Consider the following 23311-nt stretch of genomic DNA (forward strand, 5'->3'; position numbering starts at 1 on the left):
GCGCGGGGCGGTCAGCCCCCGAAGAAGCCCACGACCTGGTACCAGACCGCCATGGTGTCGTAGCCCATCTGGTCCAGGAACGCCCAGACGATCCCGACGATCGCGTACAGCGACACGGGGATCAGGAAGATCCACTCCCGCACCGACCCGGCGTCGCCCAGGATCGGGATCGAGAGGTTGCCGCCCGAGCGCCAGATCATGTCGAGCTCGAGACCGCGGCCGTCCCGCATCCACCGCGGCGAACGGAACTTCAGGGGCCACAGCAGGGGCACGCCGTTGGTCGTGATCATGTCGCCGAGGATGTGCACGGTGCAGCCCAGCGCCACGCTGAACGGCATCCAGTACCACTCCTCGGGCGCGAACACCGCGATGAGCACCGCCAGCGTGATCGACGTGGTCCACGGCAGCAGCTTGGTGTCCCGGGTGATCTTGAGCGCCTTGAGGGCGTAGGAGACCAGCAGCACGCACATGATGCCCGGGCCGATCAGGATCGCCCCGAACAGCCCGTCGCCGGTGTCCAGGGTGAGGAGGCTCAGCGCCCACGCGATGGCCGTGAACACGGCGATGCCGAGGATCGAGTGCGTCCCCTTGCGGTGACCGCCGGAGAGCTTCCCCACGGTCCTCGCCACGGCGTTCGACACCGGCTTGAGCGAGTTGGCGATGGTGCCGGAGTGATGGTCGGCGTCGGGCAGCAGGGCCGCGCCCGCGCAGACGAGCGAACCCACGATCACTCCCGCGTTCGAGACCCCCGGGTACCAGCCGAAGGCGATCGGCGTGGACGCGGTGACCGCTACCCAGGCCGCGGCTCCCGTCGCGGCGTGGTTGCCTCCCATCATGGTGGTGTGCGCTCCAGTTCCCGGGGTGTCCCGATTGAGTTGTTTCGTCCAGACTTGATGTGTCCCCGGGCACCCTAACGCGCGCCACCCACACGGTGGCGCAGGCACGACGACAGGGCTCAGGCGCCCGTCACGTACATGTAGTGGTGGAAGTGCTGGTCGCGCACGAAGCCCTCGGACTCGTACAGGCCCTGCGCGGCCACGTTGTCCCACGCCGTGGCCAGCGACACGCGGATGGCACCGTCCTCCTTGGCCCGCCGGCAGGTGTCCTGCACCAGCGCCCGCGCCGCACCCGTGCCGCGCGCGGCCGGCGTCACGAACAGGTCGTTGAGCACCCACGACCGGCTCAGGCTCACCGACGACCACGTCGGATAGCTCTGGGCGAAGCCCACCAGCCCGCCGTCGGCCTCCGCGACCAGGAGCACGCTGTCACCCGCGTCCCGGCGGGCGGTGAGGTAGGCGCGCGCCTCGGCGTCGGGAACCTCCTGGTCGTAGAACCTCAGGTACTGGCGGAACAGGTCGACCACGGCATCGACGTCGTCGTCGGTCGCGGGGCGCACATCAGCAGACACGCCCGTGATCATGTCAGGCCGACGGGGGTGGGCGCCACGGCCTCCCGCGATAACGCGCCGACCCGGGAGGTGATAAGACCCGTGACACGGAACACGCGCGCCCCCGGAACGGTTGACACAGGCGATGAACACCCCACGTCTGTCCGTCCTTGACCTCGTGCCCGTCCGCTCGGGCCAGACCAGCGCCCAGGCCCTGGCGGCCTCGCTCGATCTGGTCGCGCTCGCCGACCGTCTCGGCTTCGAGCGCTACTGGTTCGCCGAGCACCACAACATGGCGGCGGTCGCCGCGTCGTCGCCGCCCGTGATGATCGCGGCGGCCGCCGCGCGCACGTCCCGCATCCGCGTCGGGTCGGGTGGCGTCATGCTGCCGAACCACGCCCCGCTCGTCGTCGCGGAGCAGTTCGCGGCGCTGGAGGCGATGGCGCCCGGGCGCATCGACCTCGGCATCGGCCGCGCCCCCGGCAGCGACCCCGTGGTCACCTCGCTCCTGCGGGCCACGGGCCCGACGGCGGACGTGGACCGGTTCCCGCAGCACGTCACCGACATCCTGAGCCTCATGCGGCCCGACGGCGCCCGCCTGCGCCTGGTGTCGGGCGACGTCTACGACGTGCGGGCCACGCCCGCGGCCGACGGGACGCCCACGCTGTGGCTGCTGGGGTCCAGCGACTACTCCGCGCGCCTGGCGGCCGAGCTCGGCCTCCCGTACGTGTTCGCCAACCACTTCTCGGGCCAGGGCATGGACCAGATCCTGGCGCTCTACCGGGACGGCTACCGGCCCTCGGAGGACCACCCGGAGCCGCGGACGTTCGTCACGGCCAACGCGGTGGTGGCGCCGACGTCCGACGAGGCGCACGACCGCGCCCTGCCGCAGCTGCGCCAGATGGCGCGCCTGCGCTCCGGCCGGCCGCTGGGTCCGCTGGAGACCGTCGAGGAGGCGCTGGCCGCCGGCGCCGCCGAGCCCGCCGACGGCGTCATGGCCCAGTCGATCGAGGCGATGCGCACGCGCTGGCTCATCGGCGACGGCGACCAGGTGGCCGCCCAGGTGCGCGACCTGTCCGAGCGGTACGGCGTCGAGGAGGTCATGCTGGTGCCGGTCGCGGGATCCCGCGCCGGCGAGCCTCTGACTGCCACGCCGGGGCGCACCCAGACCCTGGAGCTCCTGGCGAAGGCGCTGGCCGGCTGACGCGGGAGAGTCCGCTGGGAGAACGACCTGGGGTACCGGATCCGACGTGATCCGGTACCCCAGGTCGTTCTCGAGGCCCACCCGCGTCAGGCCGCGCGGGCTGCTCTGTGGCGGATGGCGCGTGCGTAGTCGGCGCGTGGCACGTGCGGCGTCAGGTGGAGCACCATGCCGGCCTCGGCCGGGGTGCGGTCCGCCTTGTGCGAGTTGCACTCGTAGCACGCGGCCACGAGGTTCATCCACGTCGAGGGGCCGCCGCGCGACCGGGGCAGGATGTGGTCCACGGTCTCGGCGGGACCGCCGCAGTACGCGCACATGCCGTCGCGGCGCTTGACGCCCAGCTTGGTGCACGCGGGCGCGCCGCCCGACTTGTAGAGCCACCGCATCGTCACGTACCGGACCAGCCGCAGCACGCGCGGTAAGGGGAAGGGTCCGAAGGAGCGGCCGTCGACCGCCTCCTCCACGACCGCGACCTCGCGCACGAGCATGTGGATGGCGTGCCGGACCGATACCCGGTGCAGCGGCTCGTAGCCGGCATTGAGGACAAGGACGTCGGCCACGGGCCTGCTCCTTCCGGTGAGCTTGTCGTTCCTGCTGATGTCTCGGGTGGTGCTGTACGGCGCAGGCCGGTTCGCGCCCGGGACGACAAGAGCCGCCCGGGAACAGGCATCCCGAGGCGGCTCACGTTCACTGGTCCGGCGTCTGCCGGATCAGGAGCGTATGGCGCCCCGGATGGCCTCGCGGCCGTCCCACAGGTGCGTGGCGGTGGTCGGGTAGGACGATGCGGTGGCGTCGCTGATCGTGCGGACCATCGTGGATCGCTTCCTTCCCGTCTCGTGCGGATGAGTCTGTCTGGTGCGGTGCGGACACACGTCCGTACCTCCACGGCGCGAGTCCGTGTGTGAAGAAAGGTACAACGAGGACTTGGCCTCGTCTATGGCTTTTCCGGAACTGAAACCCAAGAGTTCCTCAAATCTCCGACGTCGCCCGGGACCGCGCGAGCTCCTCCTGCACCGCGGAGAGCTGCGCCCGGATCGCCCGCAGCTCGTCCATGACCTCCGCGTCGGACCTCTCCTCGTGCTCGGCCAGGTCGTCGATGCTCTCCATGCCGCTGACGACCACGGCGATGAAGAGGTTCAGCACGGCGAACGAGACCACGAGGATGAACACGACGAAGAAGATCCAGGCCATGGGCTCGTGCACCATCACCTCGTCGGCGATGTCCGGCCAGGCCTCGCCGGTCATGACCTGGAACAGGGTGAACGCCGTCGTCCCGAGGTCGCCGAAGTGGTCCGGCGCGATCGCGCCGTAGAGGTTGGTCGCGATCACCACGGACACGTACATGACCAGGACCAGCAGCGCGCCGACCGACCCCATGCCGGGCACGGCCGCGACCAGCCCGTTCACCACCCGCTTCATCGCGGGCACGGAGTCGGCCAGGCGCAGCACGCGCAGCACCCGCAGGGCGCGCAGCACCGCCAGCGGGCCGGTCGCGGGGATCAGGGCGATCCCCACCACGAGCAGGTCGAAAACGCTCCACGGGTCCCGGAAGAACCGGAACCCGTGGGCGAGCAGCCGCAGCGCGATCTCGGTGACGAAGAACCAGAGCATCGCGTCGTCGACGACCTGCAGCACCTGGTCCACGGGGCCGTCGACGATCGACGTCTCCAGACCCAGCACGACGGCGTTGGCGATGATCACGCCCAGCACCGCCCGCTGGAACCCGGGGTGCTCCACCAACCCCCGCAGGCGCGCTCGAATCGATACGTCACCGCCGCCGACCGACATCCGGACTCCTTTCAGGGTGATTGTCCGGAATGCAGAGTAACGGCCGTTACCAGGACACGGGCTCGCGGATGATCGGGCACGTCATGCAGTGGCCGCCGCCCCGGCCGCGGCCCAGCTCGCCGCCGGCGATCTCGATCACCTCGACGCCCGCCTTGCGCAGCAGGTCGTTCGTGGTCGTGTTCCGGTCGTAGGTGAACACGACGCCTGGCTCGACCGCCACCGAGTTGTTGCCGCTGTCCCACTGCTGCCGCTCGGACTCGTACACGTCGCCGCCGGTCTCGATGACCCGCAGCTCGCCCAGCCCGGACACCTGGCCCACGACGTCGAGGAAGGAGGACCCGCCGGCGTCGGTCACCGACACGCCCAGCGGGCCGCCGTCGGGCCGCAGGACGAACGGGTGGATGCGGTCCACGATGCGCGGGTACACGGTCACGGTGTCGACGTCGACGAACGTCATGACCGTGTCGAGGTGCATGGCCGCGCGCAGGCGCGGCATGCCCGCCACGACCACCTGCTCGGCCGCGCCCGCCTGGAACAGCGAGGCGGCCACCTCGGTGATCGCCTGCCGCGAGGTGCGCTCGCTCATGCCCATGAGCACCGTGCCGTTGCCGATCGGCATGATGTCGCCGCCCTCGAACGTGGCCTCGCCGTGGCTCGTCTCCGGGTCGCCCCACCACACGCGGCTGCCCACGTACTCGGGGTGGAACGTGTAGACCGCCTTCATCAGCAGCGTCTCGTCACGGCGCGCCCGCCAGTACAGCGGGTTCAGCGTGAGGCCGCCGTAGATCCAGCACGTGGTGTCGCGCGTGAACAGCGTGTTGGGCAGCGGCGGCATGAGGTACTCGCGCGTGTCCGGGCTGAGGTCGGCCAGCGCGCGGAAGCCCGGCGGCAGCTCGGGCACGTCCGCGACCGCGAGGCCGCCGATGAGGTAGCGCGCCAGCTCGTGCTCGGGCAGCGACTCCAGGTACTCGCGGGTCGCCTCCACGAGGCCGTTGCCGACGATCTCGGGCACGATCTTGCGGTCGAGCAGCCAGTCGCGGGCGCCGGGCACGCGGAGCGTCTCGGCGAGCAGCGCGTGCAGCTCGACCACGTCGACGTCCCGGCTGCGCAGCTCGGCGACGAAGTCGGCGTGGTCCTGCTCGGCGCGCTCGACCCAGAGCACGTCGTCGAACAGCAGGTCGGCGGAGTTGGACGGGGTGAGCCGCTGGTGGGCCAGGCCCGGCGCGCAGACCAGGACCTTGCGCAGGCGGCCGACCTCCGAGTGGACGCCGTACGCCGACGAGGGTGTGCCGGCCGGGGGCGGTGTGATGTCGATGGTGTTCATCGGGCGCTAACGGTACTCACCCCATCGCCGTCGTGCCGAGCAGCGAGCCGACGGCGAACGTGGCCCCCAGCGCCAGCGCCCCGCCGACGACGACGCGTGCCGTCGCGCGCGCTCGCGGCGCCCCGCCGATCCACGCGCCGAGCCAGCCGGTGCCGGCGAGCGCCGCGAGCACGACGACGAACGTGAGCCCGACCCGCCAGGGTTCGGGGATCAGGACGACGGCGGCCAGCGGCAGGACGGCACCGAGCGTGAAGGCGACCGCGGAGGCGAGCGCGGCGTTCCAGGGGCTGACGACCTCGTCCTCGTCGATGCCGAGCTCGGCCTCCAGGTGCGCGGACAGGGCGTCGTGCTCGGTGAGCTCGAGGGCGACCTGGCGGGCCGTGGCGGGGGACAGGCCCTTGGCCTGGTACAGCTCGGTCAGCTCCGCGAGCTCCTCCTCGGGCATCTCAGCGAGCTCGGCGCGCTCCTTGGCGATGAGGGCCCGCTGGGTGTCGGACTGGCTGGAGACCGACACGTACTCGCCGAGCGCCATGGAGATCGCCCCGCCCACGAGGGCGGCGAGGCCGGCGGTGAGGATCGGGCCGGTCCGCGACGTGGCGGCGGCGACGCCGACGGCGACGGCCGCGACGGACACGATGCCGTCGTTCGCGCCGAGCACGCCCGCGCGGAGCCAGTTCAGGCGTTCGGCAAGGCCGCCGGTGTGGGGTTCGTCCGGGTGCCCGACGGCGGCGGCGCCCGAGGGTTCTGTCGTCATGGGCTCAGGCAACCAGGCCGCGCCGCGCGGGGCCACTTCCGGCGGGTGGGTTGGACAGCCTGTCCTTGCCCGCGCCCGCTCCTCTTCGAGACCGAGGTTGCTTCTCTTTGAACGGGCGCAAAGAGAAGCAACCTCGGTCTCGAAGAGGAGCGGCGGCCGGGGTCAGAGGGCCGACGTGGCGGGGGTGCGCTCGCCGACCGGGACCTCCTGGTCCAGCGTGTTGCCGGGCTGGGCCAGCGGGCAGACCCAGGCCGGGTCGTAGGCGCACGACGGGTTGTAGGCGAAGTTGAGGTCCAGGACGAGGTCGCCCACGCCGTCGTCGTAGCCGGCCTCGCCCGTGTGGCCGAGCCAGGAGCCCTTGATGGTGTCCAGGAGGTAGCGTCCGCCGCCGTAGGTGCCGCCGGGCACGCCCGCGAGCGTGTCCTTGATCGGCACGAACAGGCCGCCGCCGTAGGAGGCGAGGCGCCAGACGTCGAGCGTGCCCAGCCCGGACAGCTCGACGGTGCCGAGCAGCTCGAACGGGATGACGCCGTCGGTCGCGGTGGGCACGTCGAGGCGGCGCGGGGCGCCGTCGGGTCCGGGCTCCGCGGGCACGACGGGCGCGGTGAAGCGCCAGGCCGGGTCGTAGGGGGTGACGGTGAGCCCGGTGAAGCCGGGCTTGTCCTCGGGCAGGATCGGCGAGGCCGGGTGGTTCGCGAAGAGGTCGTCGCGGGCGGCGACCCAGAAGGCGTGCGCGTCGGCCGGGTCCTGCGCGCCGCGGCGGCGCACCTCGGCGTAGATCGCGAACACGCGGCGGCGCCAGTCCGCGGTCTGGAGGGCTGTGGTGACCGGGGAGGTGGTGGCCTGCGTCATGCGGACGACACTACCCACGGGCGGCCGTCAGCGGGGTGTGAGGTCGATGACGGGGATCTCGCGGTCGGTGCCCTGCTCGTACCGCCGGAAGTTCGCGGCCCGGGCGGTGATCTGCCGCCAGGCCTCGGCCCGCTCGGCGCCGTGCAGCTCGCGGGCGCGTACCGGGACGGTGCGCCCGCCGGTCTCGACGGTGAGCCGGTCCGGGTGGGCCGCCACGTTGAGGTACCAGGCGGGGTTCGTGGCGGCGCCCCAGTTGGACGCGACCACGCGCCAGGTACCGTCGGGCCCCGGGAACCAGGCCAGCGGCGTGGCGCGGGGCTCGCCGGTGCGGCGGCCCACGGTCGTCAGCACCAGGACGCGGGTGCCGAGCAGGGAGCGCCGGCTGCGTCGCGCGAACCACGCCAGGACCCGGTTGACGCGGCGGAACATCGGACCGGGAGGCCGGGCCCCGCGGGTGCCGGTCGGGTGCGAGAAGCTCATGGGGTTGATCGTAGGATCACCGGATGCTCAGGATCTCCGACATGACCTACCTCGTCCGCGACCAGGACGAGGCGCTCGCGTTCTTCGTGGACGCCCTCGGCTTCGTCGTGCGGCAGGACGAGGCGAACGCGTCCGGCGGGCGCCGCGTCGTCGTCGGCCCGGCGGACGGTGGCACCGGGCTGGTCCTGGCCGTGTCGGACGCCGCGGGCGACCAGGCGTCGGGCAAGGTCGCCTTCTTCCTGGAGACCGACGACTTCGCCGCCCAGCACGCCCGGATGGCGGCGGCGGGCGTGCGGTTCCGCGAGGAGCCGCGCCACGAGGAGTACGGCACGGTGGCGGTCTTCGAGGACCTGTACGGCATGCCGTGGGACCTGATCGAGCCGCCGCGCTGAGGGTACGGGTACCGGCGGCCCGGGACGCGTTCCCGGGCCGCCGGCGCCTGAGGGTGTCAGCCGCAGTGCTCGAACGGGCTGGTGTAGGCGGTGCCGCCCACCGAGCCGCCCCACTTGACGCAGGTGCCGGGTGCGGAGCGCTTGACCGGCCCGGCGTAGTAGGAGAAGTTCCCCGAGTCCGTGGTGCGGCTCGCGCCCTGGGGTTCGAGGAACGCCGACACCGCGGTCGGGGTGCCGAGGTTGGTGGACTTCAGCGTCACCACGCAGTTGTTGCCGTTGCTCGCGTTGTAGAGCAGGTAGGTGCGGCCCACCGAGCCGAGCGCCGCGGAGTCGATCACGGAGAAGGCGCTGCCGCAGACCTCCTGCGGGGTGTACGGGTTGCTCGAGCCGCCGCAGCCGTTGGTGCTGGTGACCGCCTTCTTCTGGCCGAGGGAGACGGTCACGCCGTCGACGGTCGGGGAGGTGTCGACCACCCCGGAGGAGCTGCGCTGCTCGTAGTGCAGGTGCGGGGCCGAAGATCCGCCCGTGGAGCCGACCGTGCCGATCACGGTGCCCCGGCTGACCGACATGGTCTGGCCGGGTGCCCGCACCATGGTGGCCAGGTGGGCGTAGCGCGTGCGGGTGCCGTCGCTGTGCACGATCTGCACCCACTTGCCGTAGCTGGTGCTGCCCTCGTCGTCGAAGGTGGCGGTGCCGGCCGCCGTGGCCCGGACGTTCTCGCCGCCGACGGCGTCACCGTCGTAGCTCTGCCAGTCGATGGACCCGGACGGGTTGTGCCCGCCGGACCAGTTGTTGGCGTAGAAGGTCTTGCCGCAGCTGAACGGCGAGCGGTGGGCCGTCGCGAGCGGGACGACGGCGTCGGGCGCGACGACCGACGCCGTCGCGGTCGCCGCCGGCGTGGCGGCCAGGGTGAACGCGGCCAGTGCCGCGAGCGCCCAGTGCCGTGCCATCAACCGGCGTGCCGTCCGGCGGCGGGTCGGGGAGCTGTGGATCGGGGAGATGCCTGACATGGTGCCCTCCATCCTCGGTCTGACTCTTGGTCTGACGCGCGAAGGCTGGCACGTCGCGGCGGTCCGCGCCCATGGGGAGTCCTGCCCCTGGACGGCGGGGGCGGCAGGTGCGTGGCCGGGTCAGGGCAGCAGGCCGGCCCAGCGGAGCGCGACGTCGACCAGGGTGACGCGGTCCAGCGCGGCGACCTCGGCCGGGGTGTGCCAGGCGACGCCGTCGGTGGAGCCGTCCTCCTCGACGCGCAGCTCGCCCCCGGTGATCCGCGCGCGGTAGACGATGCGCAGCGCGTGGCCCGGGCGCAAGGCGCCCCACCCCGCTGAGTGCGGGATCTTCGCCCTTTTTCGTGTGCCAGGAGGGCAAGTATCCCGCACTCAGCGGTGGGTCAGTCGGTCGAGCGGAGCATGGAGCGGACGCCGACCGCCAGGCCGAGGGCCGCCGTCGCGAGGGCGGCCAGCCAGCCCCAGGCGACCGCCGTCGAGGCGAGGTCGCCCGCGAAGGCGGCGCGGCCGGAGTCGACGACGTAGCGCAGCGGGTTCACCGCCGAGGCGGCCCGCATCCACGCCGGCCCGGTCTCCAGGGGCAGGAGCATGCCGGACAGCAGCATCACGGGGAACAGCACCGTCTGCTGCACCATCCAGAACATCCACTCCTGCTTGCGCACCGCCAGGGCGAGCGCGTACGACAGCGACCCGATGCCGACGCCGAGCACGGCGAGCTGGGCCAGCGTGAGCAGGGCGCCGAGCGGGTCGGGCCGCAGCCCGAACGGCAGCATCACCAGCAGCACCACGAGGGACTGGGCCACGATCGGCACCATCTCCTTCAGGGCCCGCCCCACGAGCTGTGCCGGCCGGGACAGCGGCGTGACCAGCATGCGCTCGTGCACGCCGGAGGTCAGGTCGAGCTGCAGGTTGGAGCCCGTGACCGACGTGCCGAACAGGGTGGTCATGGCCAGCACGGCGGGGACGAACCAGAGCCACACGTCCCCGCCGAGCGCCTCGCCCGCCGACCCGGCCAGCAGCGGACCGAACAGGCCGAGGAAGACGAGCGGCTGCACGAGGCCGAACAGCACCGAGAACGGGTCGCGGGCCACGGGCGCGAGCTCGCGCAGCAGGACGATCCGGGTGTCGCGCAGAAAGCTGCGCCGGGACAGCGGGCGGGCGGGGGACAGGGTCGCGGCGCTCATGCCAGGACCTCCTTCGTGGTCGTGCCGGACAGGTCGGTGGTGGGCTCGCCGGGCGGCTCGTCGCCGCCCTGTACCCCGGTCTCCCGCAGGCTGCGCCCGGTCAGGCCGAGGAAGACGTCGTCGAGCGTCGGCCGGGCGACGTCCACGCGGGTCACGGCCAGGCCCGCGGCGTCGGCCGCGCGCAGCAGGCCGGGCGTGGCGCCCGGGCCGTCCGCGGTGCGGATCTCGACCGGCCGGCCGCCGTCCGCCTCCGGCGCGCCGACCCGGACCGAGCGGGTCCCGGGGGCCCGCTCGGCGAGGGCGGCCAGGGCCGCCGCGTCGCCGGCCGCCACGCGCAGCGTGACCAGGTCGCCCGCGAGGTCGGCCTTGAGCGCGTCGGCGGTGTCGTCGGCGATGACCTGACCGTGGTCGACGACGATCACCCGCTCCGCGAACGTGTCCGCCTCGTCGAGGTAGTGGGTGGTGAGCACGATCGTCATGGGGTCGGCCGCCGCCGTGCGCATCCGCAGCACGTGCTCCCAGAGGTTGGCGCGGTTGTGCGGGTCCAGACCCGTGGACGGCTCGTCGAGGAACAGCAGCGACGGCTCGTGGACCAGCCCCACGGCGACGTCGAGGCGGCGCCGCTGCCCGCCCGAGAGGCTGTCGACCTTGCGGTCGGCCTGCTCGGTCAGGTCGAGCGCCTCCAGCAGCTCGTCGGCGCGGCGCCGCGCGGTGCGCCGGTCGAGACCGTAGATCTCGCCCTGCGTGCGCAGCTCGTCGCGCACCACCTGGGACGCGCCGCCCGCGCCGCCCTGGCCGACGTAGCCGATGGCGGCGCGGACGCGGTCGGGGTGGGTGACGACGTCGTACCCGGCGACGGTCGCGCTGCCCGAGGTGGGCCGGGTGAGCGTGGTCAGCATGCGCAGCGTGGTGGTCTTGCCCGCGCCGTTGGGGCCGAGCACGGCCACCAGCTCGCCGGGCGCCACGTCGAGCGAGATGCCGCGCACGGCGTGGACGGTACGGGTGCGGCTCACCACGAAGTCCTTGGTGAGCGCGTCTGTGCGGATCACGGTGTCTCCTTCGGTTCCTGTTCTTCCGACGAGAGACAGCCTTCCGGGTGTAGCGGTCAGTTCCTGTCCTCTACCGCGTGCCATGCTGGATCCGTGCTCGAGACCTCCGGACGACTCCTCACCCTGCTGTCCCTGCTCCAGGCCCGCCGGGACTGGCCGGGCGCGCTCCTGGCCGACCGGCTCGGCGTCAGCCCGCGCACCGTGCGGCGCGACGTCGACCGCCTGCGCGAGCTCGGCTACCCCGTGAACGCGACCAAGGGCCCCGACGGCGGCTACCGGCTCGCCGCGGGCACCGACCTGCCGCCGCTCCTGTTCGACGACGAGCAGGCGGTCGCCGTCGCCGTGGCCCTGCGCACGGGAGCGATCCCCGGTGCGGAGGAGGGGGCGCTGCGCGCGCTGGCCACGATCCGCCAGGTGATGCCGGCCCGCCTGCGGTCCCGGCTGGACGCGCTCGAGGTGACCACGGTGCGGCGCCGGCCCGAGCGCTCGGGGGAGACGGTGGACCCGGAGACGCTGCTGACGATGGGCTCCGCGTGCCGGGCGGGCGAGGTCGTGCGGTTCGACTACGCGGGCGGCACCATGGCCGCCGTCGGCGAGGGTGAGCACGCGTTCCACCCGCCGCGGCGCGTGGAGCCGCACCACCTCGTGACGTCCGAGGGGCGCTGGTACCTCGTGGCCTTCGACCTCGACCGCGCCGACTGGCGGCTGTTCCGGGTGGACCGGATGACGCTCAGGTCCGGCACCGGGCCCCGGTTCACGCCCCGGCAGGTGCCGGGCGGTGACGTGGCGGCGTTCGTGGCCGAGCGGATCAGCGGGTCCTGGCCGTCGCCGGTGCGGGGCGAGATGGTGCTGCACGCGCGCGCCGTCGACGTGGCGCGGTGGATCGGGGCGGACGGGCTGTGCGAGCCGCTGCCCGACGTCGACGGCGCGCCCCGGTGCCGCGTGGTGCTCGGCTCGTGGTCCTGGGGCGGCCTGGCCGGGCGGCTCGGCGGCTTCGACGCGCCGTTCGAGGTGGTGGGCCCGCCCGAGCTCGTCGCGGCCACGCGCGAGCTGGCCGGCCGGTACGCGGCGGCGGTGCCGCACGGCGGCTGACCTGGGAACCGGTAGGTTGAGGGCCGTCCCGGCCCGACGTCCCCCGAAGAGAGCGCGCATGACGAACCTGACCGGCTTCAGCGAGACCGAGCTCGACCAGATCCTCGACGCCCCCGGCGCGGTGCTCAAGGCCGCCACGCTGGCCGACGGTCAGCCCGGTGGGCTGCGGTTCCTGCTGGAGACCGCGGCCGGCGCCCGGGTGTTCCGCGAGGCGCAGGAGCACGAGAACGACTTCGTCCGCGCCGTGTCGGTCGCGCTGCGCGACCGCGTGCGGGCGAAGGAGGCGGCGGCTGCCGAGGTGCGCGCGGACCCCGCGGCGGCGGTCGGGGTGGCGGCCGCCGCGGCCGCCACCGAGGAGGCGGCGCGCGTGGGCGCGCAGCCCGACCCGGAGGGCGCGGCGGACCAGGCGGTCGAGCTGACCGCGGCCGCCGTCACGCTGCTGCGCGGTCGCGTGCCTGACGCGGACCTGGCCGCGTACGGCGAGTGGCTCCTGCGGATCGCCGGCCGGGTGGCCGGGGCGACCCGCTCGCGCACGGGCGGCCTGTTCAGCAAGCGGGTCAAGCTCTCCGTGGACGAGCAGGCCTACCTGGACCGGCTGGCGGCCGCGGTCGCGGGCTGAGTCGTCCGGACGCCGCCCGGACGCCGCCCGGACGCCGGCTCCGTCAGGCGCGGTCGCGGGCGTACTCCAGCTCCGGGCGGCCGCGCGTGCCGTAGCGCGGCGCCCGGGTGGCGATGCCCTGGTCGGCCAGGAACTCCAGGTAGCGGCGGGCGGTGATGCGGGCCAGGTGCAGCGCGTCGGCCACCTCGCTCGCCGAGAGCGCCCCCGGCTGCCGCGCGAGCAGGTCCGAGACGGCGTCCAGCGTGTCCTGGGACAGCCCCTTGGGCAGGCCCGCGGCGTTGGAGGTCCGCAGCGCCGCGAACGCGGTGTCCACCTCGCGCTGGCTGAGCGTCGAGACGGGTGAGCGCATCTGCTCGAAGTAGGTGCGGTACGCGCCGAGCTTCTCCGCGAACAGCCCGAACACGAACGGCTTGATGAGGTACTGCACCACGCCGACCGCCACCGCCTCGCGCACCACCTCCAGCTCGCGGGCGGCGGTCACGGCGATCACGTCGACCACCAGCCCCGCGGCGCGCAGCTGACGGCACAGCACCAGGCCGTGCCGGTCGGGCAGGTTCATGTCCAGCAGGAGGAGGTGCACCTCCTGGCCCGCGGCCCGGGCGTCGCGCAGGGCGCGGACCGTGTCGCTCGCGGTGTGCACCACCCCGGCCAGCTCGAACCCGGCCACCCGGCGCACGTACTCGCCGTGGGCCGCGGCGGTGCGGTGGTCGTCCTCGACGACCAGGACCCGGATCACGCGCGGCCCCCGGCGTCAGGGGCGAGCGCGGCGGTCGGGGACGACGAGGGGGACGACGACGGCGCCGCGGCGGGCCGGGGGAGCGTGACCGTGAAGACGGCGCCGGCGTGCGCGCCGTCCGACACCTCGACGTCCCCGCCGAGGCTCTCGACCACCTGCCGCACGAGCGCCAGCCCGTAGCCGCGCCCGCCGGCCGCGGCGTCCTTGGTGCTCCAGCCCTGCTCGAAGATGCGCTCGGCGTGCGCGGCGTCGATGCCGTGCCCGCTGTCGGAGACCTGGAACACGAGCGCCCCGTCGTCGCCCGTGGCGAGGTACACCTCGACCCAGGCGTCCCCCGGGCCCGCGTCGCCGTCCCCGGCCTCCAGGGCTCGCGCGGCCGCCGCGTCGATGCCGTTGTCGATCAGGTTGCCCAGGATCGTGACCACGTCGACGGGCTCCAGCCAGTGGGTGCCCGGCGCCAGGTGCGTCTCGAAGTGCATCTCGACGGCCCGCTCGTGGGCCTGCGCGGCCTTGCCCAGCACCAGCGCGGCGATCACGGGCTCCTCGATGGCCTGCACCACACGGTCGGTCAGCCGCTGGCCCAGGTCGCGCTCCCCGGCCACGAAGCGCAGGGCCTCGTCGCTGCGGCCCAGCTCGATGAGGGTGGCGATGGTGTGCAGGCGGTTGCTGAAGTCGTGCGTCTGGGCGCGCAGCGCCTCGGAGATGGTCCGCACCGAGGACAGCTCGCCGGTGACCCGCTGCAGCTCGGTGCGGTCGCGCAGCGAGACCACCTCGCCCACGCCCCGGCCACGCGTCGCGGCCGCCTCCCGCCCCACGAGCAGCACGCGGTCGCCCACGCGGACCGGGCCCTCGGGGGCCGTACCGGCCAGCAGGTCGCGCACCGCGGGGGACAGGCGCGGGTCGGCGACGGCGAACGGCGCCGCGAGGTCGGTCGCGCCCAGCAGCCGCAGCGCCTCGTCGTTGGCCAGCACCACGGTGCCGCCCTCGATGAGCAGCATGCCCTCCTCCACGGAGTGCAGCACCGCCTCGTGCGCGGCGAACAGGTGCGCCAGCTCGTCCGGCCCCCTGGAGTCCGTGATCCGGTCCAGGCGGCGGGCGAGCAGCGTCGCGGCGACGGCGCCCGCCCCGAACGCGAGCAGCGTGGCGACGCCGACCACGACCAGGCGCGGCACGATGCTGTCCCACAGCCGGTCGAGCGTCACGCCGGCCGACACCAGGCCCACGACCTCGCCGTCGTCCGTCACCACGGGCACCACGGCGCGCACCGAGGGGCCGAGCGTGCCGTCGTAGACCTCGGTGAACGACTCGCCGCGCAGCGCGGGCGCCGTCGTGCCCACGAACGGGCGGCCGATCTGCCACGCGTTGCGGTGCGTGTACCGGGTGCGGTCGGTGTCCATGACGGTCAGGTAGTCGATCTCCGTGGTGCCCATGACGCGTTCCGCGTACGGCTGCAGCAGCGCCGAGGCCGCCTCGACCGAGCCGTCCCGGTCGCGGGCGGCGTCGGCGTGCGCGCGGGCCACCGTGTCGATGACCAGCGACTCCGCGGCCACCGTCGCGGCCAGGTCGGTGCTCTCGGTGGCGGCATGGGTCTCGGCCGACGACCGGGCGTCCAGCGCCAGCAGACCGAACACGACCACCGCGCCCGCGAACAGCAGCGCCGTGTGCACGGCGAGGAACCACCTCGCGATACTCGCACCCCGACGCTGCGCCACCGACCCATTGTGGCCCCCCGCGCCGAGCGGTCGAGAACGGCCGAGAGCACGAGCCGTCGAGAACACTATGTACGCAATAGGGGGTTGCCGGCGGCGGCCCAGCACCCTGGTGCCTGACCACACAGCGTTGTGAGAGGAAACCATCATGGCTGTCACGCAGCCCGCCGCCGGGACCACCCCGCGCCGCCGGCTCGACAAGAGTCACTACCTGTACATCGCGGTGATCGTGGCCGTGGTGGCCGGCGTCGTCGTGGGCCTGGCGTCGCCCGAGACCGGGGTGGCGCTCAAGCCGCTGGGCACCGGCTTCGTCGCCCTCATCAAGATGATGATCTCCCCGGTCATCTTCTGCACCATCGTGCTCGGCATCGGTTCCATCGCCAAGGCGGCCACCGTGGGCCGTGTCGGCGGCCTCGCGCTGCTGTACTTCCTCGTCATGTCCACGTTCGCTCTGGTGATCGGCCTGGTCGTGGGCAACGTGCTGCACCCGGGCGAGGGTCTGTCGATCGCGGGTGCCACCTACGAGGCCGAGGGCGAGGCGGAGTCCCTGGTCGACTTCGCGCTCGGCATCATCCCCACCACGCTCGTCTCGCCGCTCACCGGCGACTCCGTGCTGCAGACCCTGTTCGTCGCGCTCCTGGTCGGGTTCGCCATCCAGCAGCTCGGTGCCCGCGGCAAGCCCGCCCTGGACGCCGTCCGCGTCATCCAGGCGATCGTCTTCCGCGTGCTGACGATGATCCTGTGGGTCGCGCCCGTCGGAGCCTTCGGCGCCATCGCCGGCGTGGTCGGCGAGACCGGGTGGGGCGCCGTCGTCGCCCTCGGCACCCTGATGCTCGGCTTCTACGTGACCTGCATCCTGTTCATCGCGATCGTGCTGGGCGCCGTGCTCTGGTTCGTGGCGCGGGTCAACATCTTCTCGCTCATGAAGTACCTGGCCCGCGAGTACCTGCTCATCGTCAGCACCTCCTCGTCGGAGGCCGCCCTGCCGCGCCTGATCTCCAAGATGGAGCACCTGGGCGTCTCCAAGCCGGTCGTCGGCATCACCGTGCCCACCGGCTACTCGTTCAACCTCGACGGCACCGCGATCTACCTCACCATGGCGTCGCTGTTCATCGCCTCCGCCATGGGCACACCCCTGACGATCCCCGAGCAGATCGGCATGCTCGCCTTCATGATCATCGCCTCCAAGGGCGCGGCGGGCGTCACCGGAGCGGGCCTGGCCACCCTCGCCGGCGGCCTGCAGACCTACCGTCCCGACCTGGTCGACGGCGTCGGGATCATCGTCGGCATCGACCGCTTCATGTCCGAGGCGCGCGCCCTGACCAACTTCACCGGCAACGCGGTCGCCACCGTCGTGATCGGTACGTGGACCCGCGAGATCGACCGGGACCGCGTGGGCCAGGTGCTCTCCGGCCACCTCCCGTTCGACGAGACCTCCGTCGACGACGCCCACGGTGCCGACACGCCGGGCGACACGCTCGACGAGCGCGAGACGGAATCTCGGGAGAGGGTGGTCCAGTCGGCCGCGGTATGAGACCGCGGACCAGACCTGCGGGGGTCCGGGCGCTCTGGGGGCGTCCGGACCACCGCGACAAGCTGACAGCGGTCCGGGCACTCTGGGGGCGTCCGGACCGCTGTCGTGAACAGGAGCCCACCGCGTGCACAGCCGTCGCCTGACGCACCGGGCCGCCGTGGCGGTCCTCGCCCTGACCGCCGCTCTGACCCTCGGCGCCGCGCTCGGCGGCTGTTCGGGCGGCGGTGCGGCAGCACCCGACGACACGGCGTCTGCCGTCACGGCGCCCGCGCCCGGGCCGCCGGACACGGGACCGGACGCCGACCCCGACGCCGACTCCGCCGTCGACGTGCGCCACGAGATCGCGGACCTCGAGGCCCGGTACGACGCCGTCGTCGGCCTCTACGCCCTCGACACCGGGACCGGCCGCGTCGCCGCCCACCGCGCCGACGACCGCTTCGCCTTCGCCTCGACGTACAAGGCGCTCGCGGCCGGCGCGCTCCTGGAGCGGGACGGGACGGCCGGCCTCGACCGCGTGGTCACGTACACCGCCGACGACCTCGTGCCGTACTCGCCCGTCGCGGAGCGGCACGTGACCGACGGCCTGACGGTGCGCCAGGTGATCGACGCCGCCGTCCGCGAGAGTGACAACACCGCAGGCAACCTGCTGTTCGACGCGCTCGGTGGGCCCGCGGGCCTCCAGGCCGCGCTGCGGGCCGCCGGGGACGGCGCCACCGTGTCGGCGCGGCCGGAGCCGGACCTCAACGACGTGCCGGCGGGCGACGAGCGCGACACGAGCACACCGCGCGCCCTCGCCGAGGACCTGCGCGCCTACGCGCTCGGCGACCGCCTGGACGACGACGCCCGGGCCGTGCTGGTCGAGGCCCTGCGGGGGAGCACCACCGGCGACGGCACGATCCGCGCCGGCGTGCCGGACGGCTGGACGGTCGGCAGCAAGACCGGCACCTCCGCCGTCGGCACGCGGAACGACGTCGGCGTCGTGTGGCCGCCGGACGGCGACCCCGTGGTGCTGGCCGTGCTCACGCAGCTCCGGGACCGGGACGCCGAACCCGACGACGCGCTGCTGGCGCAGGTCACGGCCGTCGCCGTGCGCGCCCTCACGAGCTGATCGGCGCCCCCTTCCCCTTCGAGACCGAGGTTGCTTCGCTCTCAAGCGCCTGAGAGCGAAGCAACCTCGGTCTCGAAGGGGAAGCGGCGAGGGGAAAGCTGATCTCACGAAGATATGGACACAGCGTACACATGTGTGGTTATATGAACGCACAGTCCACTTCGAGAGGTGAGGAGCACACCATGAACACCGAGCGGGACACCGAGCAGCAGAGCACCCCCCGCGTCGCCCTCGTGACGGGCGGGACAGGTGGCATCGGTCGCGCCGTCGTCGAGCGGTTCGCCGCGGACGGCTACGCGGTCGCCGTCCACTACGCGGGCAACCAGGCCCGGGCCGACGAGCTCGTCGAGCGGATCACCGCCGCGGGCGGGCAGGCGATCGCCGTCGGCGGGGACGTGGCCGACGAGGCCGCGATGGCCGCCGCGTTCGACGCCGCCGAGGCGGCGTTCGGCGGCATCGACGTGGTCGTCAACACCGCCGGGATCATGATCCTGGGCCCGGTCGCGAGGTTCGACCTGGACGACCTCGACCGCATGCACCGCACCAACATCCGCGGGTCGTTCGTCGTGGCCCAGCAGGCCGCGCGCCGCGTGCGGCCCGGCGGCGCCATCATCGGGTTCTCGACGAGCCAGACCCGGCTGCAGCACCCGACCTACGCGCCCTACGCGGCGTCCAAGGCGGCCGTCGAGGCGCTGACCCTCGTGCTCGCGCGGGAGCTGCGCGGCAAGGGCGTGACCGTCAACGCCGTGGCCCCCGGCCCCACCGCCACGCCGCTGTTCCTCGACGGCAAGGACCAGCAGACCGTCGACACCCTCGCCCGGCTCGCCCCGCTGGAGCGCCTGGGCACGCCCGACGACGTCGCCGAGACCGTCGCGTTCCTGGCCGGCCCGGCGCGCTGGGTCAACGGGCAGACCGTGTACGTCAACGGCGGCATCGCCTGAACCCCCGGAACCACTGCAGCGAGAGGAAACCGTCATGAGCAACGTCATCCTGATCACCGGGGCCTCCTCCGGGTTCGGCGCCCTCACGGCCCGCGCCCTGGCGGACGGCGGTGACATCGTCTACGCCGGCATGCGTCAGACCGCGGGGCGCAACGCGCCGCAGGTCGAGGCCGCGGCCGCCTACTCCGCCGAGCACGGCGTGGACCTGCGCTCCGTCGAGCTCGACGTGAGCTCCCAGGAGTCGGTCGACCAGGCGGTGGCGCAGGTCGAGGCCGAGCACGGCCGCATCGACGTGCTGGTGCACAACGCGGGCCACATGATGGTGGGCCCCGCCGAGGCGTTCACGACCGAACAGCTCGCGGAGCTGTACGACGTCAACGTGCTGTCCACGCAGCGGGTCAACCGCGCTGTCCTGCCCGGCATGCGCCGGCAGGGCTCCGGCCTGGTGGTCTGGGTGTCCAGCTCCAGCGTCAAGGGCGGTACCCCGCCGTACCTGGCGCCCTACTTCGCCGCCAAGGCGGGGATGGACTCGCTCGCCGTGTCCTACGCCGGGGAGCTGGCCCGCTGGGGCGTCGAGACGACCATCGTGGTGCCGGGCTCGTTCACGCGGGGCACCAACCACTTCGCGCACGCGGGACACCCCGCCGACAGCGGGGTGGAGGCCGAGTACGAGACCCGCTACGCCGGGCTCATGGGCCAGGTGGCCGAGAAGCTCGCCGCCCTGGCGCCCGACGCCGACGCGTCGCTCGTGTCCGACGAGATCGCCCGCGTCGTCGCGCTGCCCGCGGGCACGCGGCCGTACCGGGTGCACATCGACCCGGCGAACGACGGCTCGGAGGCCGTCTCCGAGCTCGCCGACCGCACGCGCCGGGAGTTCCTGGAGCGCGTCGGCCTGGGTGACCTGGTCAGGGTCGGTGCGTGACGCCGTCCGGCGAACCGTCCCCGACCTACACTGACCGCCGGACGCCCAGGAGGAGAGTGACGTGAACAACGAGGCGACGGCCACCGCCGTCGACACGCCCCCGGCCCGGACCCGCGGCCGGGGGCGCCGCCCCGCCGACGAGGTGCGGGCCGACGTGCTGCGCGCCGTGGGCGACGTGCTGCTCGCGGAGGGCATCGCGGACCTGACGTTCGAGCGGGTCGCGCGTCTGTCGGGCGTCAGCAAGACGACCCTCTACAAGTGGTGGCCGTCCAAGGGTGCCCTGGCCCTCGACGGGTACTTCCACGCGGTGCAGGACCGACTCGCGTTCCCCGACACGGGGGACGTCCGCGCGGACCTGCTCGAGCAGCTCCACGCGTTCGTGCGCCTGATGACCACCACGCCGGGCGGGCGCATCCTGACCGAGCTGATCGGCGAGGCGCAGACGGACAAGGAGCTCGCCACGGCGTACCGGTCGCTGTACTCCTCGGAGCGCCGCCGGCTGGCCGCCGAGCGCCTGCGGTCCGCCCAGGAGGCGGGCCAGCTGCGGGACGACGTCGACGTGCAGGTGGTCGTCGACCAGCTCTGGGGCGCGGTCTACCACCGGCTGCTGGTGCCGGACGAGCCGGTCACCGGCGCATTCGTGGAAGCCCTGGTGGGCAACCTGCTGGGTGGCATCTCCTCGGATTGATAACATCGCCACATGGCGATGAGAAACGAGACGGACGATGCCGGGCTGGTCGTGGCGGCCTGCCTGTTCCACGGGTTCTCCGACCCGTCCCGGCTCGCGATCCTGCGCCACCTGGCGCTGGGGGAGCACCGCGTCGTCGACCTGACGCGGCACCTCGGCCTCGCGCAGTCGACCGTCTCGAAGCACCTCGCCTGCCTGCGGGACTGCGGTCTGGTCGAGTCCCGGCCCCAGGGCCGGGCATCGATGTTCTCGCTGGCGCACCCCGGGGCGACGCTCGCGGTGCTGGAGTCGGCCGAGCGGCTGCTCGCGCTGACCGGCGACGCCGTCGCACTGTGCCCCGTGTACGGCGTCGGTGGCTCGGCCGCCCATGCGGAGCCGGGCGCCGTGGCGGATCCTGTGGTCGTGGGCATCGCGGCGGGAGGTAGCTGAGCCATGGCCGATCACCAGCACGGCGGGCATGGCGGTGGGCACAGCCACCATGGTTCGGGCGACGGCGGCAACCGCCGTCGGCTCGCGGTCGCGTTCGGGATCACGGCGGCCGTCTTCCTGGCCCAGGCGGTCGGTGCGCTGCTCACCGGCAGCCTCGCGCTGCTGGTCGACACCGCGCACATGCTGACCGACGTCGCCGGGCTGGGCATCGCGCTGCTCGCCGCGTCGCTCGCGCTGCGGGCGCCGTCGCCCCGCCGCACCTGGGGTTTCCGGCGGGCCGAGATCCTGGCCGCGCTCGCGCAGGCCGCCGTGCTGCTGGCCGTGGGTGTCTACGCCCTGTTCGAGGGTGTGAGCCGCCTCGTGGGGCCGGCGCAGGCGCCCGGCCCTGGCCTGCTGGTGTTCGGTGTGGTGGGTCTGGCGGGCAACATCGTGGCGCTGCTGGTGCTGGCGGGCGGCCGGTCGGCGTCGTTCAACCTGCGGGCCGCGTTCCTGGAGGTCGTGAACGACGCCCTCGGGTCGGTGGCGGTGATCGTCGCGGCGGTCGTGATCGCCACCACGGGCTGGCAGCGGGCCGACGCCGTGGCGGGCCTCGTCATCGCCGTGCTCATCCTGCCGCGCGCCGCGCGCCTCCTGGTGGACTCCGCGAACGTGCTGCTGGAGGCCACGCCGCCCGGCATCGACCTGGAGCAGGTGCGCGCCCGGCTGCTGGAGGTCGAGAACGTGGAGTCGGTCCACGACCTGCACGCGTCGCTCGTGGCCACGGGCCTGCCGGTGATCAGCGCGCACGTCGTGGTGCGTGACGCCTGCTTCCGTGACGGGCACGCCCCGCCCGTGCTCGACGCCCTGCAGCGCTGCGTGGCCACGCAGTTCGCAGTGTCCGTCGAGCACTCCACGTTCCAGCTCGAGCCCGCCGAGCACGCCCGGCACGAGGCGCCGACGCACGCCTGAGCCGTCCGGCCCTCAGGGGTCGCCGACCGGCCCGACCAGGCGCTCGACCAGGTAGCGCCAGCCCTGCTCGAGGCGTGCGGTCGGAGGCGGGTCGTCCGGCGCGTGCTCGCCGAACACCTGGAGCATCATCGGGCCGTCCAGTGCGTGCGTGAGCTGGACGGCGAGCACGTCGACGTCGACACCCGTCAGGCCCGCCTCCCGCAGCAGCACCCGGATGTGGATCGCGGACAGCGGCCGGCGGGCGCCGGGCTCCTGGCGGCCGTCCAGCGTGGCGCGCGCGACGGCCTGGTTCCGGGCCAGGAACCGGATGCGTGCGATGCCGTAGGCCAGCAGCCGGTCGGCGGGCGGGGCGCCCGGGCCGAGCGGCGGCGGGCCGCTGAGCACCTCCCGCTGCAGGTCGCGCTCGCTGTCGTCGAGCAGGGCCTGGAAGATGCCCGCCCGGCTGCCGAAGCGCCGGAACACCGTGCCCTTGCCGAGGCCCGAGCGCTCCGCGAGCAGGTCCATCGTGAGCAGCCCGGGTCCGCCCTCGGCGAGCAGGGTGCGCGCGGTGTCGAGCAGCACCTGGCGGTTGCGTGCGGCGTCGGCCCGCTCGGGCCGGGGTCTGCCCCACGTCAGGTCGCTGGTCACACGAGGGATGCTACCGCCGGAGGCGTAAGCGGGGTAAAGTCCGGTTGGTCGGCCGTGGTGGTCGACGCAGGCCGGAGGAGGATCAGATGGCGGACCAGAACGACATGAACTCGATGATCATCGAGGCGTACCGGGCCAACGCGGGCGTGCTCGGCGAGGACGTCGCGGGCGGGCACTTCGTGGGCAAGCGCCTGGTGCTGCTGCACCACGTGGGCCGCGTGAGCGGCACGGAACGGATCGCGCCGCTGGTGGCCGCGACCGACGGCGACGCCTACCTCGTGGCGGGCTCGATGGGCGGCGCGCCCAAGGATCCCGACTGGGTGGCGAACGTCGAGGACGGGCCCGAGGAGCTGACCATCGAGGTCGGTGACCAGACCCTCCGCGCCCGGGCCACCGTGGTGCGCGGGCCGTCCCCGGAGTGGGAGCGCCTGTACGGGATCTGGGCCGAGTACTGGCCGGACGCCAAGGAGTACGAGACCCACACGGACCGTAAGTTCCCGGTGGTCCGGCTCGAGCCGGTGGCCTGACGCCGGGCGGGCG

27 protein-coding genes are annotated in these 23311 nt (G+C 73.4%); 12 read left to right on the forward strand and 15 right to left on the reverse strand.

Translation table 11 applies throughout. The annotated features are described in order from the left end of the window. Positions 1–11: 11 nt before the first annotated feature. Positions 12–833 carry a metal-dependent hydrolase gene (locus APR03_RS20380; protein WP_253838787.1) on the reverse strand — a complete coding sequence of 274 codons (822 nt, stop codon included), beginning with the start codon at positions 831–833 and terminating at the stop codon, positions 12–14. Between the two features lie 122 nt (positions 834–955). Then, positions 956–1408 carry a GNAT family N-acetyltransferase gene (locus APR03_RS20385; protein ID WP_253838789.1) on the reverse strand — a complete coding sequence of 151 codons (453 nt, stop codon included), beginning with the start codon at positions 1406–1408 and terminating at the stop codon, positions 956–958. Between the two features lie 124 nt (positions 1409–1532). Here APR03_RS20385 and APR03_RS20390 point away from each other — a divergent pair, with 124 nt between their 5' ends. Continuing rightward, positions 1533–2591 carry an LLM class flavin-dependent oxidoreductase gene (locus tag APR03_RS20390; protein WP_253838791.1) on the forward strand — a complete coding sequence of 353 codons (1059 nt, stop codon included), beginning with the start codon at positions 1533–1535 and terminating at the stop codon, positions 2589–2591. A gap of 86 nt (positions 2592–2677) precedes the next feature. Here the strand turns inward: APR03_RS20390 and APR03_RS20395 are convergent, their stop codons facing one another. The 6 genes from APR03_RS20395 to APR03_RS20420 all read right to left on the reverse strand — a co-directional run bounded on the left by APR03_RS20395 (position 2678) and on the right by APR03_RS20420 (position 7786). Then, entirely contained in the window at positions 2678–3148 is a 471-nt protein-coding gene (locus tag APR03_RS20395) for an HNH endonuclease (RefSeq protein WP_253838793.1), read from the reverse strand. Positions 3149–3557: 409 nt separating this feature from the next. Next, on the reverse strand, positions 3558–4325 hold the full coding sequence (locus APR03_RS20400; protein ID WP_253838889.1) for an ion transporter: 768 nt from the start codon (positions 4323–4325) through the stop codon (positions 3558–3560). Positions 4326–4422: 97 nt separating this feature from the next. Continuing rightward, on the reverse strand, positions 4423–5700 hold the full coding sequence (locus APR03_RS20405; RefSeq protein WP_253838795.1) for an arginine deiminase: 1278 nt from the start codon (positions 5698–5700) through the stop codon (positions 4423–4425). A 16-nt stretch (positions 5701–5716) separates the two neighbouring features. After that, positions 5717–6454 (reverse strand): VIT1/CCC1 transporter family protein, encoded by a 738-nt coding sequence (locus APR03_RS20410; protein ID WP_253838797.1) that lies wholly within the window; start codon positions 6452–6454, stop codon positions 5717–5719. A gap of 162 nt (positions 6455–6616) precedes the next feature. Continuing rightward, positions 6617–7306 (reverse strand): DUF1684 domain-containing protein, encoded by a 690-nt coding sequence (locus APR03_RS20415; protein WP_253838799.1) that lies wholly within the window; start codon positions 7304–7306, stop codon positions 6617–6619. A gap of 27 nt (positions 7307–7333) precedes the next feature. After that, positions 7334–7786, reverse strand: coding sequence for a nitroreductase/quinone reductase family protein (locus tag APR03_RS20420; RefSeq protein ID WP_253838801.1), 453 nt, complete (start codon positions 7784–7786; stop codon positions 7334–7336). A gap of 23 nt (positions 7787–7809) precedes the next feature. Here APR03_RS20420 and APR03_RS20425 point away from each other — a divergent pair, with 23 nt between their 5' ends. After that, positions 7810–8178, forward strand: coding sequence for a VOC family protein (locus APR03_RS20425; protein WP_253838809.1), 369 nt, complete (start codon positions 7810–7812; stop codon positions 8176–8178). A gap of 56 nt (positions 8179–8234) precedes the next feature. Here the strand turns inward: APR03_RS20425 and APR03_RS20430 are convergent, their stop codons facing one another. From APR03_RS20430 to APR03_RS20445, 4 genes are all read right to left on the reverse strand, one after another. Further along, positions 8235–9188 (reverse strand): M23 family metallopeptidase, encoded by a 954-nt coding sequence (locus APR03_RS20430; RefSeq protein WP_253838811.1) that lies wholly within the window; start codon positions 9186–9188, stop codon positions 8235–8237. A 120-nt stretch (positions 9189–9308) separates the two neighbouring features. Continuing rightward, the gene (locus APR03_RS20435) at positions 9309–9488 is read right to left on the reverse strand and encodes a hypothetical protein (protein WP_308216526.1); all 180 of its coding nucleotides are present in this window, start codon (positions 9486–9488) and stop codon (positions 9309–9311) included. Between the two features lie 80 nt (positions 9489–9568). After that, positions 9569–10369, reverse strand: coding sequence for an ABC transporter permease (locus APR03_RS20440; protein WP_253838813.1), 801 nt, complete (start codon positions 10367–10369; stop codon positions 9569–9571). Next, on the reverse strand, positions 10366–11418 hold the full coding sequence (locus tag APR03_RS20445) for an ATP-binding cassette domain-containing protein (protein WP_253838814.1): 1053 nt from the start codon (positions 11416–11418) through the stop codon (positions 10366–10368). Before APR03_RS20445 ends, APR03_RS20440 begins: the two co-directional genes overlap by 4 nt. A gap of 93 nt (positions 11419–11511) precedes the next feature. Between APR03_RS20445 and APR03_RS20450 the strand changes: the two genes are divergently transcribed. Beyond that, positions 11512–12510: a helix-turn-helix transcriptional regulator gene (locus APR03_RS20450; RefSeq protein WP_253838816.1), complete on the forward strand. Its 999-nt coding sequence runs from the start codon at positions 11512–11514 to the stop codon at positions 12508–12510. 58 nt (positions 12511–12568) lie between these two features. Further along, complete coding sequence (locus tag APR03_RS20455) at positions 12569–13129, forward strand: hypothetical protein (protein ID WP_253838818.1); 561 nt, start codon at positions 12569–12571, stop codon at positions 13127–13129. Between the two features lie 43 nt (positions 13130–13172). On the opposite strand, the gene APR03_RS20460 is transcribed toward APR03_RS20455, so the two are convergent. Both APR03_RS20460 and APR03_RS20465 read right to left on the reverse strand, forming a co-directional pair. Then, complete coding sequence (locus tag APR03_RS20460) at positions 13173–13865, reverse strand: response regulator (protein ID WP_253838820.1); 693 nt, start codon at positions 13863–13865, stop codon at positions 13173–13175. Next, complete coding sequence (locus APR03_RS20465) at positions 13862–15532, reverse strand: sensor histidine kinase (protein ID WP_253838823.1); 1671 nt, start codon at positions 15530–15532, stop codon at positions 13862–13864. The genes APR03_RS20460 and APR03_RS20465 overlap by 4 nt, the downstream gene beginning before the upstream one ends. Before the next feature lie 190 nt (positions 15533–15722). Between APR03_RS20465 and APR03_RS20470 the strand changes: the two genes are divergently transcribed. The 7 genes from APR03_RS20470 to APR03_RS20500 all read left to right on the forward strand — a co-directional run bounded on the left by APR03_RS20470 (position 15723) and on the right by APR03_RS20500 (position 22144). After that, the gene (locus APR03_RS20470; protein ID WP_253838825.1) at positions 15723–17108 is read left to right on the forward strand and encodes a cation:dicarboxylate symporter family transporter; all 1386 of its coding nucleotides are present in this window, start codon (positions 15723–15725) and stop codon (positions 17106–17108) included. Positions 17109–17232: 124 nt separating this feature from the next. Continuing rightward, positions 17233–18216, forward strand: a complete 984-nt coding sequence (gene bla, locus APR03_RS20475) for a class A beta-lactamase (RefSeq protein ID WP_253838826.1) — start codon at positions 17233–17235, stop codon at positions 18214–18216. Between the two features lie 182 nt (positions 18217–18398). Further along, positions 18399–19157, forward strand: a complete 759-nt coding sequence (locus tag APR03_RS20480) for an SDR family oxidoreductase (protein ID WP_253838828.1) — start codon at positions 18399–18401, stop codon at positions 19155–19157. A 34-nt stretch (positions 19158–19191) separates the two neighbouring features. Continuing rightward, positions 19192–20079: an SDR family oxidoreductase gene (locus APR03_RS20485; protein WP_253838830.1), complete on the forward strand. Its 888-nt coding sequence runs from the start codon at positions 19192–19194 to the stop codon at positions 20077–20079. Between the two features lie 61 nt (positions 20080–20140). After that, complete coding sequence (locus APR03_RS20490; RefSeq protein WP_253838832.1) at positions 20141–20767, forward strand: TetR/AcrR family transcriptional regulator; 627 nt, start codon at positions 20141–20143, stop codon at positions 20765–20767. Between the two features lie 12 nt (positions 20768–20779). Then, positions 20780–21196, forward strand: coding sequence for an ArsR/SmtB family transcription factor (locus APR03_RS20495; protein WP_253838833.1), 417 nt, complete (start codon positions 20780–20782; stop codon positions 21194–21196). A 3-nt stretch (positions 21197–21199) separates the two neighbouring features. After that, entirely contained in the window at positions 21200–22144 is a 945-nt protein-coding gene (locus APR03_RS20500) for a cation diffusion facilitator family transporter (RefSeq protein WP_253838835.1), read from the forward strand. Between the two features lie 12 nt (positions 22145–22156). Here the strand turns inward: APR03_RS20500 and APR03_RS20505 are convergent, their stop codons facing one another. Next, on the reverse strand, positions 22157–22771 hold the full coding sequence (locus tag APR03_RS20505) for a TetR/AcrR family transcriptional regulator (RefSeq protein WP_253838837.1): 615 nt from the start codon (positions 22769–22771) through the stop codon (positions 22157–22159). An 86-nt stretch (positions 22772–22857) separates the two neighbouring features. Between APR03_RS20505 and APR03_RS20510 the strand changes: the two genes are divergently transcribed. Further along, positions 22858–23298, forward strand: a complete 441-nt coding sequence (locus APR03_RS20510; RefSeq protein ID WP_253838839.1) for a nitroreductase/quinone reductase family protein — start codon at positions 22858–22860, stop codon at positions 23296–23298. Positions 23299–23311 lie beyond the last annotated feature (13 nt).

Source organism: Promicromonospora thailandica, from assembly GCF_024171955.1.
GTDB classification, from domain to species: domain Bacteria; phylum Actinomycetota; class Actinomycetes; order Actinomycetales; family Cellulomonadaceae; genus Promicromonospora; species Promicromonospora thailandica.